This is a genomic window from Flagellimonas rhodophyticola (assembly GCF_049332665.1).
Taxonomy (GTDB): domain Bacteria; phylum Bacteroidota; class Bacteroidia; order Flavobacteriales; family Flavobacteriaceae; genus Flagellimonas.
Genome location: NZ_CP186326.1, coordinates 163,540 through 176,989 on the forward strand (window position 1 = coordinate 163,540; position 13,450 = coordinate 176,989).

Genomic DNA, 13,450 nt, shown 5'->3' on the forward strand with positions numbered 1-13,450 from the left:
ATTACAAATTTTTCTTGACGAAATCCGTCATTTTGGTAAATAGGTGAAGTCTAGTGTTTCCTCCATAAATACCATGGTTTCTATCTGGGTATATCGCCCAGTCGAACGTTTTATTTGCCTGCACCAAAGCTTCAATCATTCGCATAGAGTTCTGCACATGCACATTATCATCTCCAGAGCCATGCACCAATAAATATTTTCCTTTTAGCTTTTCAGGATAATTGAATGGTGATTCATCATCATACCCAGCTGGATTCTCCTGCGGGGTTCGCATAAAACGTTCTGTATAAATGGTGTCATAAAATCGCCATGAGGTAACCGGTGCAACCGCAATGGCCATTTCAAAAGTATCATTACCCTTTAGGAGACAATTTGTACTCATGTGGCCGCCATAACTCCAACCCCAAATCCCTGTTCTGTTTTCATCAATATATGGGAGTTCGCTTAGCTTCTTCGCAGCTGCAATCTGGTCTTCTGTTTCGTATTTGACCAAATTTAAATAGGTAACCTTTTTAAAATCTCTTCCTTTTAATCCTGTTCCGCGACCATCCACACAGGCAATAATATACCCTTGCGAGACCAGCATCTCATGCCAATAATCATTGGACCCGAACCATCTGTTGGCTACCTGTTGAGATCCTGGACCACTATATTGAAACATTAAAAGAGGATATTCTTTATTCTCGTCAAAATCTACCGGTTTGATCATATACATATTCAAATCGTTACCATTGATTGAAATGGTTGAGAATTCTTTTGGACTCAATTCATAATCTTCCAATTTGTTATCCAAAACGGAATTGTCCTTTATGTCCTTAATTTTCTGCCCATCCGATGCTTTATGCAACGTGAACTGGTATGGCGTAGTAGCACTAGAATACGTGTTGATAAAATAGGTGTAATCAGCACTAAAATCCGCCCCGTTTGTACCTACTTCTGAAGTCAATCGTTTCTTTTTCTTACCATTGGACCCAATGCTATAGACGTCACGATTTATTGATCCGTTTTCTGTGGACTGATAAAAAATCTTTTTAGTTTTTGTATCATAACCATAATACTCGGTTACTTCCCATGCTCCCTGGGTGACCTGATTATTTAGTTGTCCATCTCTTCCATACCGGTAGATGTGATTGTATCCGTCCATCTCGCTGACCCATATAAAGCTGTCATCGGCTAGAAAAGTTAAATAGTCCGTTACGTCGACATAAGCATCATCTTTTTCTTCCATCAATATTGAAACGGAATTATCAGAGGCATTTACATCGTGAAGTTTCAGGTGATTTTGATGACGATTTAAGGTTTGAACACTCAAATGATTGGGACTGTTCATCCATTTTATACGTGGAATGTAGTAGGCATCCCCCAGATTTACATCGGATGTGCTTCCAGCGGCCACATCGTACATATGCAAAGAAACTATCGCATTTTCTTCACCAGCTTTGGGGTATTTGAACTCGTACTGAAACGGATATAGGTTCTGTCCGTAAACATCCATTGCATAAAGAGGTACATTGGTCTCATCAAACCGAAGAAAAGCTATTTTGGTTCCGTTGCTGTTCCATTCAAAAGCGCGTACAAAGGCAAACTCTTCTTCATATACCCAGTCCGTCACTCCATTAATAATGGTTCCTTGGCTACCATCCGTGGTAATTTGTTTGGTATTGCCCGATTCAACATCAAAAATGTAAATATTGTTTTCCCGCACATAGGCCACCTTAGAACCGTCCGGAGACAACAAAGGTTCCCTAATCTTATCATCGGAAACCTTGGTTACTTTTTTGTTGGTGACATTGTATACATAATAAATACCTAGTCTTGAATGTCTAAAAATTGGCTCCACTTCGGTTGCCAATAGTATTTTGGATTCATCATCACTAAAGGTATATGAGCTGAACAAAGGCACATCATCAGAAGAAGACACAACAGTCTCTACTTTCTCCAATGTCTCATAGTTGTATTTATCCAAACTAGTGGAACGAGGAGAGCTATTAAAGTTGAGAACAGTATACTGCTTTCCATTTTTCATGGATCGGAGTACATCCATAAACTCAGTTCTAAATGTACCGCCCCAAATATCTTCGAGGGTTATTTTTTTCTTTTGTGCTGTTGATACGATTAAAAATCCGAAAGTGAATAGGAACAGTAGTGCCTGTTTTCTCATTGAAATTGAAAATTGATTAAAATCTATCAAGTTTACTAATATTTATTCGAAATAGAAACTTTATAGTTGCTGTTGCAACAAAAATTATGGAGATTATACCTGTCCGACAGCTACTTTGACCTTCAAGTTATACTTAGTCTTGCTCATTTTTACACAAAATCCGCATTATACTTATATTTGAAATCTTTAACCAAGCTACATGAACACTCCTGTTGAAGGGTTTTCCAGACTTTCCAAAGCTGAAAAAATTGATTGGATAGCCTCTAATTACACAAAGGATCCCAAGCAAACTAAACGATTGCTGCAACTCTATTGGAATCCAGATGAAAAGGTTCAAAAAATCCATGATGAGTTTATAGAGAATACAATATCCAATTACTATCTACCTTTTGCTCTGGCCCCTAATTTTCTGATCAATAACAGGCTTTATGCCGTTCCAATGGTCATTGAAGAGAGCTCAGTGGTGGCAGCAGCGAGCAAGGCTGCTAAATTTTGGTTGAGTCGTGGCGGCTTTAAAACGGAAGTCTTAGGGACTGAAAAAGTGGGGCAGGTTCATTTTATTTTTAATGGGGATGCTAACAAACTCCAAACCTTCTTTAATGTAATAAAGCCTGAGCTTTTCAAAAGTGCTGCCTCTATCACCCAGAGTATGGAAAAAAGAGGTGGAGGCATTAAGGATATCCTGTTACGGCAAATGACCGAAAAAGTTGATGGCTATTATCAGCTCCATTGCACGTTCGAGACCAAAGATGCCATGGGTGCCAACTTCATTAATTCGTGCTTGGAGCAGTTTGCGAGTACCCTAAAGGAAAAAGCTAGTACTCACAATGCTTTTACTTCTGAGGAGCAAGATATTGAAGTGGTAATGAGCATTCTTTCCAACTATGTGCCCAACTGTGTAGTGCGTGCAGAAGTAAGTTGCGCTGTCGATACTTTGGCAGAAGACGGTATTTCTGCTGACGAGTTTGCCCAAAAAATTGTTCGTGCGGTGGATATTGCCAAAGCCGAACCTTACCGAGCGGTGACACATAACAAAGGTATTATGAACGGCATTGATGCTGTTATCTTAGCCACAGGGAATGATTTTAGGGCCATCGAAGCCGGTGTCCATGCCTATGCCTCCAAGGATGGCAGTTACTCCAGCTTAACACATGCTACGGTACAAGAAGGCGTTTTTAAATTTTGGATTGAAATACCACTTTCGTTAGGAACGGTTGGCGGACTAACATCGCTTCATCCTCTGGTAAAATTAGCCTTGGAAATTCTTCAAGAGCCCTCGGCTGAAGAATTGATGCAAATTGTGGCCGTAGCTGGATTGGCACAAAACTTTGCAGCTGTTAGATCTTTGGTCACCACGGGAATACAGAAAGGACATATGAAAATGCACCTGTTGAATCTGCTCAATCAAATGGGAGCGACAGAAGATGAAAAACAACAATTGGTGCAGTACTTTAAGACCCATGCCGTTACCAATGCCTCGGTGAAAGAGGCCTTAGAGAATATTCAATCCAAATAATGGGAAAGACCTTTTACAGCAATGGCAAATTGTTGCTCTCTGGGGAGTATGCTATTTTAGATGGAGCCGTTGGTCTTGCCATTCCCACCAAGTTTGGACAATCACTTGAGAAAAAAGATACTTCATCAGGTATGCTAGAATGGAAAAGTATAGATGAAAAAGGGGCGACTTGGTTTGAAGCCACATATGGATTTGAGAACCTAAAAGAACACTCAACTTCCGACAAATCTATCTCAGCAACTTTGAAACAACTTCTTGCAGAAGTCAAGGTTCAAAACTCAAATTTTTTAAACGCTTCTTCCGGACTAAAGATTGAAACCAAGCTCAGCTTTCCTCGTAATTGGGGGCTGGGGACTTCATCCACCTTGATTAACAATATTGCGCAATGGGCTCAGATTGATGCTTACCAGTTACTATGGAATGCTTTTGGTGGAAGCGGTTACGATATAGCATGTGCACAACACGATTCGCCCATTCTTTATCAATTGATTGATAAAACTCCGAATGTGGAGAAAATACCCTTTGATCCTTCGTTTAAGGATTCCCTCTTTTTTGTGTATTTAAATCAAAAGAAGAGCAGTAAAGAAGCTATTGCTTCATATCGGAATCAAAATTTTGATAAAAAGAAGCTGATATCCAAAGTTTCCTCTATCACTAAAAAAATGGTCGATACTTCGACCTTAATTGAGTTCGAATCGTTATTACGAGAGCATGAGCAAACAATATCCGAGGTGCTGGATTTACCCACAATAAAGACTACCCATTTTTCAGACTATGCTGGTGCCGTAAAAAGCTTAGGTGGATGGGGAGGTGATTTTATATTGGTCACCGGAAGTAAAGACGACATGAATTATTTTAGGACCAAAGGGTACAACACTATAATCCCCTTTGCTGAAATGGTACTTGACAGATAAAAAACACTTCTTTTTATTGCGTATCTTTTTGTCCAATACAGGATAAAATGCTTAGAAAAATCTTCCTTACTCTCATTTTTGGACCTTGCTTGCTGATCGGTCAGAAAGAACAATGGAAAGAAACATGCCTTACAGATAGTTCAACCGATGATCGGTATGCTTCATATTCTCCGGATGGAAAACTGATTGTTTTTGAATCGAACAGGGATGGCAATTGGGAGATATATCTAATGGATAGCGTGGGCCAGAAAATCCAAAGATTGACTAACAACCATGCCGATGATAGACGGCCTACCTGGCATCCAAATGGTAAAAAGGTGCTGTTCGAGTCAAACCGTAGTGGGGTAAATCAATTGTACACCGTCAAAATAACTTCTGGAAAGGAGCAAATTCTGAAAGCCCAGAGTTTTTCTGGCGAACCCATTTTTGCAGCATTTTCTCCTAATGGCAAAAACATTGCTGTTAGCATTCAAGATTCTGAACAACAGAGTACGATTGTACTATTGGATAAAAAAGGCAAGCTGATTAAAGAACTAGTTCAAAACAAGCATCGGAATTTCTACCCTAAATGGTCAAAAAAAGGAGGGGAAATTCTGTTTTTTTCAAGAAAAGACACCAACAATGAGGATGATGAGATTTATCGATTTCACATCAAAACCGGTCTTTTTAAAAGATTAACCGAATGGCCCAAGCATAATTTTTGTCCTTCATGGTCAGCTGATAATAATCAAATTGCTTATGTAACTTCAATGGAGGGAACACGACCGGAAATTTATATTATGCATGCTGATGGAAGCAACAAGCAGCGTATCACCTTTAACGAAAATGGAGAAACACTTCCTAATTGGCATCCAACCGAAAACAAGCTATTAATTACTGCCTATCGTAATGGGAATTTTCAGATTTGCGTTTTGACACCATAGTGCAATTCTTCAATTTATAAAAACAAAGAAGCCATCCTTAAGGATGGCTTCTTTTATTCTGTGTTCTATTTTCCTTCTTAATAGAAAGTAGCACGTTTATCTTCAATTTCTGCACCTTCCTTCAACGCATTGTAAACAGCATTATTTACCTGGTTAGCTGCGTTAGTTTTTAAGGTATTTGCATAAGTGCTGAAGTTATCTACATTCGGGGCCTCTTCCTTTTTCGTCACCTTGACAATAAACACACCCGTTTCTCCTTCAACAAGGCTACTTGTAGCATCTTGAGCTAATGCAAATGCCGTTCCGACCACCAATGGTTCGCGACCAGCTCCTGGAATGGTTGGGGATTTCAATGTCAACGCAGATGCATTGGAAAGACTTACATTATTATCGGCTGCAACTGCATCCAAAGCTTTTCCTTGATTGGCGCTGATAATCTGCTGTGCTTTGCGCTCTTTTCTGATTTTTGGCAATGCGCTCGCAGAGGCGTCTTCAGTAGACATCAATCCCTCTTTATACTTTTTTGTGAGCTGCACTACAGCATAACCATTATTGATATTGAATCTCTTGATGTCGCCCACCTTGGTGTCATCGTTGAACGTCCATTGTACAACTCCTCTTTGCGCGGATAATCCTGGAAGGTTCTCATCCATTTCCTTGATTCTGTTCACAGGCCTAACGGTATAATTACTCTCTCTGGCGATATCACCAAAATTTTCTGGTTCAGCATCAATTGACGCCATCTCAAATTTAGTAGCGTCGGTAAACAAGGTGTTGATAGTCTCCTCTGAAGGCTCTATCTCTCTTGATAATGTTGCTACTTGAACAATATCTTGTTTATCGTCTATTTTGATGACATGGAAACCAAAAGGAGTTTCTACCATTCCTATTTCGTTCAAATCGTTTGAAAACAGGAAATTTCGGTAGGCTTCTGCCAATCCAAGGTTTGATTCTTGAAAATACCCGATATCCCCCGAACGCTGAACCGCAGTTGGGTCATCTGAATTTTCCCTTGCCAATTCCGCAAAATTAGCGTCTGCTTTTTTGGCTTCAACCAACATCTTTTTTGCTTCTTCCTCAGCCTCTTCTTTGGTTCTGGTAATGGTTGGAGCTGCCCTTTCTGCACCTTCAAAGGCAAAAAGAATATGACTTGACTTAACGGAGCCTTCTGGTTTGATATCCATCATTTTGGAAACCTTAAAGAAGTTACCATCACGGTAAGGTCCGTAAACTTCACCAACTCCTAATGTCATCAATGTATCAGCAACTACAGCTGGCAATTGGTTTTTAGACTTATAGATGGTATCGAACTTGCTATCAGAATTTCTATCCAAGAAAGCGGTCATGTCCTGAGAGTTTCTGAACTGTTTTTCCGTATATGTGGTATCAGCAGCATTCGTTACCTTATCCTCAATTAAATTAACAACGTCTTCTCTTACTTTACTCTCATCATCACCAGAAGCTTTCTCCTCAAAGTATACAAATCGAATATCACGTGCCTTTTCTTGTTTAAAGTCATCTTGGTGTTGACTTATATAGGCCTGGATGTCATCTTTAGATACTTGAATGGTGCTATCAGCAATTGAAGAGTATGGCACACGTACATATTGGATATCAACCTTTTCATTGGCAATATTGTAATCGAACTTCCCTTCCGTAAGGGTAGCTCCAACACCACCTTTGATCAAGTTAAAGTACATACGCTCTTTTGCCAATTGAATAATACGTTGCTCGTCTTGTAACCAAGCATCATATCGCAAAGGGTCATTGGCTTTCCAATCAGCTATGGCACTTCGGAAAACTTCTTCGTTGAAGAAACCATTCTCGTCTTGAAAATCTGGAATCTGGGCGTAACCAGATGTTTTAACGTATTCTACAATTTGATCGCTTTCCACATCAATTCCCAAATCTTCGAACTGTTGTTCCAGAATGGTTTTTCTTAGTTCTTGATCATAAACGGTATTCACCAATTGTGAGGAGGGAATGCTAGGACCAAACCTTCTTGAAGCGTTTTCTACTTCTCTTCTAAAGTCATCAATGGAAATACTTTCCCCATTTATTTCAACCACAGATGAGCCCACTTTTGCACCGCCAAGGTCGTTGCTGGTGAAGACTCCGGATATTACAAATGCAAACAGTGCCATACCAATGATTAAAATCAGCACGGTAGTTCGTTTTCTAATATTCTCTAATATTGCCATTTTACTGCTTGTTTTCTATATTTTCAGTGGGCGAAAATACCATTTTCTTTTCAAATAGGAAAGTTCTTTAAAGACCAGAAACTGTTAATCTTCAACATGAACGTGCACGCTTACCAGGTCGATTTTGGTATTGGACACTTCAAGAATGCGGAATGTAAAATCTTCTGTCTTAATTTCTGAATCGAGTTCGGGAATTTCGCCGGTTTCACTCATGATCAATCCACCCAAGGTTTCGTATTCTTCACTTTCCGGAAGTTCCAGCTTGTAGTTTTCATTGATGTAATCTACTTCTAGGCGTGCGGAAAATTTGTAGACGTTCTCGCTCAACTGCTCTTCATGAAGGTCGGTGGAGTCATGCTCATCTTCAATTTCGCCAAAAAGCTCTTCCACAATATCTTCAACGGTCATGATTCCTGAAGTTCCTCCATATTCGTCCAAAACCACCGCCATACTCTTTCGCTTTTTGGTCAATACGTTCAAAATATCTTGAATAAGCATGGTCTCTGGAACAAATTCAACGGGAAGTAATATGCTTTTAATGGTCTTTGGCTTTTTGAACAACTCGTACGAGTGTACATATCCAATGATCTCATCAATACTTTCTTTAAAGACCAATATTTTCGAGTACCCCGTTTCCGAGAACAATTTCGTCAAGTTCTTGGGGGTCTCATCTATTTCAACTGCTGTAATTTCGGTTCTGGGCACCATGACCTCCCGGGCCTTTACGGTTGAAAATTCCAGGGCATTTTGGAAAATCTGTATTTCAGAATCTATTTCATCTTCTTCTTCAACCGTTTCCATTTGTTCGGTAATGTAATCTCCCAATTCCAACTTTGTGAAGGCCAACTGTGCCTGATCACCTTCTGTTTTGAAAAAAACTCGAAGAATAAAGTCCGAAACCTTGATTACAAACCACGAAATTGCAGAAAATAGGATGTAAAAAAAATAGGCTGGAATGGCAAATACCTTAAGCAAGGTATTGGAATATATCTGGAATAGTACTTTGGGTAAAAACTCTGCTGTTACCAATATGATTACGGTGGATATCACCGTCTGGGAAAGCAGGCTGAAATCGGTTAGCAACGCATTTAAAAACTCTGAGTTGGTCGGAAGTAGTTCTTTAAACCAATGCATTAGCATATCACCCATAAAGAATCCATAGACCACAAGGGCAATATTGTTACCAATAAGCATGGTAGCTATAAACTTTGAGGGTTTTTCGGTGAGCCAAGTGAGTATTTTAGCGAAAAAGCCTTCTTGCTTTTTCTCAATCTCGATGTGAATGCGATTGGCGGATACAAACGCAATCTCCATTCCCGAAAAAAAAGCTGAGAATAGCAGTGAAAGGATTATTATGATTACTGCAGAACTCAAAAATTGGTTTATTGGTTATCTTTTTTTCGTTGTTCGAATCGCTTTCGATATTTCCTCCTAAAAAGAAACATCGCAGTGGAAACCACGGCAAAAAATATGAAAATATAGGTTTCTTTGGGTTCCACACTCCAAAGCTCGATTACTTTGTATATAGAAAGGGCGGCTACCACCAAATACAGGTATTCAGTATATCTTAAAATTTTTATCATATCATTCGCTTTCTTTTATGGTCATTAGACCATAGGTTTTGTGAGCCTTGAAAAAACTAAAATCCCGGTTAAAATCCATGCCTTCGCCATCCATTACGGTTCCATCTTCGGGATTGGTATAGGTAAACTCCTCTTCTGTAAAGATCCAACTATTCTTTCTATCAAAAAATAATTGTGGTGTTTCCAATTTTTTCCCATCATGGGTTTCGATTACCACATTGCCCTGCAGATCAATCAAATTAGTCTGCGAATAGACAATTCCATAATCGGCCGTAATAACACTCTTTTGATTTTTATCGTCAAAAAAGTCAACTTTTAAACCCTCTGGGAAGGTTCGATATCTAAAACTCTGATTATCGAAATCCTCGGTTATAGGGCTTCTAAGAATTGCAATAACTTTTGAACTATCAGCATCTTCGGAGCCCAACTCTTTAGGCGTTTCGGTATAGGTTAATATAAAGTTTTGTGCTACCCCTTGCGGAAAAATGGGCTTTACCGCCTCTTCACCTACACGCTGATAGTTGTCCTTACAGGACATAAAAAGGATTGCCACGGCAAAAACCGTGGCAAGACTCTTTAAATTATTTTTGGATGTCTGTTTCACACTACAAACTAGGCACTTTTACGCTGCCTCCTACCCAACAACTGAAGGTAACACGCTTTCCGGCCATGCCAGAGCTGAATATCATTTCCTTATTAGGAGCCCTTTCGGTATAACTTGCAGCGGATCTGTTTGCGCGTCCACTTAACGATGGATCTACGCGACCTGCTTTTCTTGCCATTTCAGCGGCTTTCCAATAGATAGCCCTCTTTTCAAAAGGTGTAGTTCCACAAGCGTTGGCGCTACCTGCATAGAGGTTAGCAATCAACAAATACGCTTTTCCGTTTGCCGGATTAGCGTCGATAGCCTTAAGCGCATAGCTTCTAGCTTGGGATTTGCTACTTCTTCTAACCGTTGTTGCAATTTTATAAAGGATGTTGGATTTTCTGAAGTTATCAGTTTCCAATTCAACTGCCTTATTAAAGTCAGCAATAGCACCTTTGTTATCACCAGATTTTTGCTTTAATACACCTCCGTACATATAAGCGTCGGCTGATGGATCTAATGCCAACTGTGCTTCGAACAGTTTTCTAAACATTGGGTCATCTGTACATTCTTTGGAGAACATTCTACCAACAGCTCTTTTCACCCAGTTTACATCGTTCTTTTTACCTTCGAAACTCTTCTCATATAAAGGAATAAGGTTACCGCAATCTGCAAGTGCCCCCAATTTTGAATCGATACTACCAGCAATTTTACCGTAAGACTTTGAGTTTACCGTAGCTGCCTTAAGTTGTCTTTTCTCCTTTGTAGTCAAAGTACCCAAAGAATCCTTTGGAAGTAATCTGGTTACTACATTGGTCAATTTTTTGTTTTCTTCCTCTACCTTTTCAGTAACATCATCATAAGTATCGAAAACTTCCTGAAGGTCTTTTTTACCACCATCGTGCAAATCAACCAAGCTAGAGAAGTATAGGTATAGCGCCTTAGGGTTTTTGAAGTTTTTCTTATCCTCAGTAAAGGCTTTTCCTAGCATATCATAGACCTGATCGTTTGATGCCATTTTGTTATCATACATCAAAAGCACTTTATCTATTGCTCTGTCAGCTTGAGAGAATTTTGTTGGAAAATACTTCCCGCTGTTGTCATACATTGCTAAAAGTTCTTGGATATACCCGTCCTTATCTGCACCGGAAGAATTTTTAATCTTATGTTTTAAAATGCGCTCACCATAGGTGAAATTTGCCTTGTTGATATCTGGGCAACTTTCGTAGACCATTTTCCAAGGCTCATAAGCAGCATCGTAATTTTTAACTTTTGCATGTTCTGCGTAAATGGAAAGATTGGTCATGCACTCAGGATTCTGAGCTTGAGCCATACTTAATCCCATCGACATAAGAATCGCTATCATCGTTAAGTAGTGTTTCGTCTTCATCTTACTAATTTTAAAGCGGTTAATGTACAAATTTTCATGAAAAAATCATCTTAATGCAACATATATTGGTGGTTATTTATGGATAATTCAAAAAAAGAGACCTGTTCTTAATTTATTTTTCTCTTGACGAACCATCTATCGTTTAAAGATAAACCGATGTTGACCTTAAAGTAATTTTCTTCTATCAGGTTGGCATCTGTTGTTCCTCGTCTTCCTAGTTCGAAACCTACGTTGACATTGGAAAAATTGTTGCTCAACGGTAACCCAAATCCAAAAGTTATGCCAAAATCATTTATCTCCTTATTATTGACCTGCAATCCACTCACATCATAGCGTACTCCAGCCCTGTAGGTAATCCTTTTAAAATAGCTTGAAAGGGAACGGTAATCCGGTATATAATACCCTCCGAAAGCAAAGGTACTTGCGTCGTTATAAGTAACATTGCTCAACCCCAAAAAGTCGTTACTGAATTCACTGAATTTTTGCATACTATACTCCCCGCCCAAAAACCATTTTTTGTTTTCTCCAAAACCAAGTCCGATAGTTGTACGGGTTGGAATCTTCAGCTCCGTATTTCTAAGATTATTTTCATCCAAATTCACATCGATAACTTCTACATCCTCACCAGTCACCAACGAAAAGGAACCTAATCTTTCAGAGTTCTCCGAAGTCAGATTGACCTGAGTGTTAATCAAAACCGATGTATATAGCGTGTATTTGTCCTTAATAGTTGGGGTATAATTAAGAGCATAATTGAAATCGTATCCGTTTATGCGGGATTCCCTATTATCAAGTGTCCCCAATTGCACACCTTCGACACTCTGCAATCTTCGGTACTCAAGTGTCCCAAAATTAAAATTAACCGTGGCTCCCAAGCTTAGGTTTTTAATAGGCTCAAAACCAAGGGACAGAAAAGCACGGTTTAGGCCGCCTTCGCCGGTAAAAACATTGGTCACTGTTGGTTCAGTTTCACTTTCTCTTGTATCAGTCAGATTGTACCCTACGGAGGAGAATGGCATCAGGCCAAAACCAATTCCAGCATTTTTTGCTATTGGGAATCCAATCGCCAAATAGTCCAAATTAGTGATGGAAGATCTTTGAGTTTCCGTAAAATCCTCTAACCTGAATTCTGTGCGCGAAATACCCCCGGTATAGGTGGTCAATCTGAGCTTTGCGTAGGCTGCGGGATTGGTAAGGTTTAAGTGGATACTATCGCCATACATGCTAACGCCCCCCATCATCTGGTTTTCTACCGAACCCCCATTTCTAAGGTCTCCTATTCCAAAATATGAATAAGGTGATATGGTACCGTTTTGCGCAAAAATGCCATGTGCAGCTACGCAAAAAAAAGCAATCAAAAATTTCTTTACCATCTAGCGTTTGTTGTATTCCAGCAAGTAATTAAGCCCCTCCAAGAGAAATTTAGAATTCGCAAATATGGTATTTTTTAGTCGTTTAGCAAAAAAATGGGAGTCTCCGCCTGTTAAAATAACTGTTAAATCTTTGAAGCGGGTTCTATACTGACTTATTATACCATCCAATTCTTGTGAAACTCCGTTAATAACACCACTATGCATGCTGGTTTGGGTAGAATTCCCAATGAAATCCAAAATCTCTTCGGGTTGTAATAAGGGTAACTTTGCAGTTTGGTTGTGCATGGCGCTGTAGCGCATACGAACTCCAGGCGAAATAGCTCCTCCAACATATTCGCCAGCATCATTGACCATATCATACGTAATGCATGTACCGGCATCGATAATCAAGGTATTTCTTCTTTGATTTTTATAAAATGCTGCTGTTGCCAATGCCACTCTATCCATCCCTAAAGTATTGGGAGTAGCATAGCTATTTTTGAATGGTATTTTAGAAGTATTGGACAGTACATGCACTTTGCAGAACAATGAAACAATATCTTTTTCTTTTCGCTCCAGGGGACCAACTGATGAAATCAGAGCATGATCAATCTTCGGGTAGGCTTCAAAGAGTTCCTTTACTTTGGACAAAAACATACTGGATTCAGAACCCTGATCAAATACGATGGTTCCATTTTCAAAAACGGCATACTTTATCAAAGTGTTTCCTATGTCGATGACCAAGTTCATAATACAAAGATGGAGAATTGAAAAAAAACCCTTGCCTTTTTTCAAGTTTTTGTTTGTATATCCTAATTTTGAAA

At 39.3% G+C, this 13,450-nt stretch carries 11 protein-coding genes; 3 read left to right on the forward strand and 8 right to left on the reverse strand.

Translation table 11 applies throughout. The features are described 5' to 3' along the window. Position 1: 1 nt before the first annotated feature. Positions 2–2,161: a S9 family peptidase gene (locus ACOKFG_RS00705; RefSeq protein WP_422861679.1), complete on the reverse strand. Its 2,160-nt coding sequence runs from the start codon at positions 2,159–2,161 to the stop codon at positions 2–4. Between the two features lie 199 nt (positions 2,162–2,360). Between ACOKFG_RS00705 and ACOKFG_RS00710 the strand changes: the two genes are divergently transcribed. From ACOKFG_RS00710 to ACOKFG_RS00720, 3 genes are read left to right on the forward strand one after another with little or no spacing between them, the layout of a single operon-like run. Further along, positions 2,361–3,677 carry a hydroxymethylglutaryl-CoA reductase, degradative gene (locus tag ACOKFG_RS00710; protein ID WP_422861680.1) on the forward strand — a complete coding sequence of 439 codons (1,317 nt, stop codon included), beginning with the start codon at positions 2,361–2,363 and terminating at the stop codon, positions 3,675–3,677. Further along, on the forward strand, positions 3,677–4,591 hold the full coding sequence (locus ACOKFG_RS00715) for a GYDIA family GHMP kinase (RefSeq protein ID WP_422861681.1): 915 nt from the start codon (positions 3,677–3,679) through the stop codon (positions 4,589–4,591). The genes ACOKFG_RS00710 and ACOKFG_RS00715 overlap by 1 nt, the downstream gene beginning before the upstream one ends. A 47-nt stretch (positions 4,592–4,638) precedes the next feature. Then, entirely contained in the window at positions 4,639–5,514 is an 876-nt protein-coding gene (locus ACOKFG_RS00720) for a DPP IV N-terminal domain-containing protein (RefSeq protein WP_422861682.1), read from the forward strand. Between the two features lie 77 nt (positions 5,515–5,591). On the opposite strand, the gene ACOKFG_RS00725 is transcribed toward ACOKFG_RS00720, so the two are convergent. The 7 genes from ACOKFG_RS00725 to ACOKFG_RS00755 form a co-directional block, all read right to left on the reverse strand. Then, entirely contained in the window at positions 5,592–7,715 is a 2,124-nt protein-coding gene (locus ACOKFG_RS00725; RefSeq protein ID WP_422861683.1) for a peptidylprolyl isomerase, read from the reverse strand. Positions 7,716–7,799: 84 nt separating this feature from the next. Continuing rightward, complete coding sequence (locus ACOKFG_RS00730) at positions 7,800–9,089, reverse strand: hemolysin family protein (protein ID WP_299487612.1); 1,290 nt, start codon at positions 9,087–9,089, stop codon at positions 7,800–7,802. Positions 9,090–9,097: 8 nt separating this feature from the next. Continuing rightward, positions 9,098–9,298: a hypothetical protein gene (locus ACOKFG_RS00735; protein WP_298791948.1), complete on the reverse strand. Its 201-nt coding sequence runs from the start codon at positions 9,296–9,298 to the stop codon at positions 9,098–9,100. A 1-nt stretch (position 9,299) separates the two neighbouring features. Beyond that, complete coding sequence (gene lptC / locus ACOKFG_RS00740) at positions 9,300–9,902, reverse strand: LPS export ABC transporter periplasmic protein LptC (protein WP_298791950.1); 603 nt, start codon at positions 9,900–9,902, stop codon at positions 9,300–9,302. A 1-nt stretch (position 9,903) separates the two neighbouring features. Next, on the reverse strand, positions 9,904–11,274 hold the full coding sequence (locus ACOKFG_RS00745) for a hypothetical protein (RefSeq protein WP_299487609.1): 1,371 nt from the start codon (positions 11,272–11,274) through the stop codon (positions 9,904–9,906). Positions 11,275–11,381: 107 nt separating this feature from the next. Beyond that, positions 11,382–12,647 (reverse strand): hypothetical protein, encoded by a 1,266-nt coding sequence (locus ACOKFG_RS00750; RefSeq protein WP_299487606.1) that lies wholly within the window; start codon positions 12,645–12,647, stop codon positions 11,382–11,384. Beyond that, on the reverse strand, positions 12,648–13,376 hold the full coding sequence (locus tag ACOKFG_RS00755; protein ID WP_299487604.1) for a type III pantothenate kinase: 729 nt from the start codon (positions 13,374–13,376) through the stop codon (positions 12,648–12,650). Positions 13,377–13,450: the final 74 nt, after the last annotated feature.

Coding starts and splice junctions, on each gene's coding strand:
- ACOKFG_RS00705 (WP_422861679.1), bottom strand. CDS start 2,161: ATGAGAAAACAGGCACTACTGTTCCTATTCACTTTCGGATTTTTAATC.
- ACOKFG_RS00710 (WP_422861680.1), top strand. CDS start 2,361: ATGAACACTCCTGTTGAAGGGTTTTCCAGACTTTCCAAAGCTGAAAAA.
- ACOKFG_RS00715 (WP_422861681.1), top strand. CDS start 3,677: ATGGGAAAGACCTTTTACAGCAATGGCAAATTGTTGCTCTCTGGGGAG.
- ACOKFG_RS00720 (WP_422861682.1), top strand. CDS start 4,639: ATGCTTAGAAAAATCTTCCTTACTCTCATTTTTGGACCTTGCTTGCTG.
- ACOKFG_RS00725 (WP_422861683.1), bottom strand. CDS start 7,715: ATGGCAATATTAGAGAATATTAGAAAACGAACTACCGTGCTGATTTTA.
- ACOKFG_RS00735 (WP_298791948.1), bottom strand. CDS start 9,298: ATGATAAAAATTTTAAGATATACTGAATACCTGTATTTGGTGGTAGCC.
- ACOKFG_RS00745 (WP_299487609.1), bottom strand. CDS start 11,274: ATGAAGACGAAACACTACTTAACGATGATAGCGATTCTTATGTCGATG.
- ACOKFG_RS00750 (WP_299487606.1), bottom strand. CDS start 12,647: ATGGTAAAGAAATTTTTGATTGCTTTTTTTTGCGTAGCTGCACATGGC.
- ACOKFG_RS00755 (WP_299487604.1), bottom strand. CDS start 13,376: ATGAACTTGGTCATCGACATAGGAAACACTTTGATAAAGTATGCCGTT.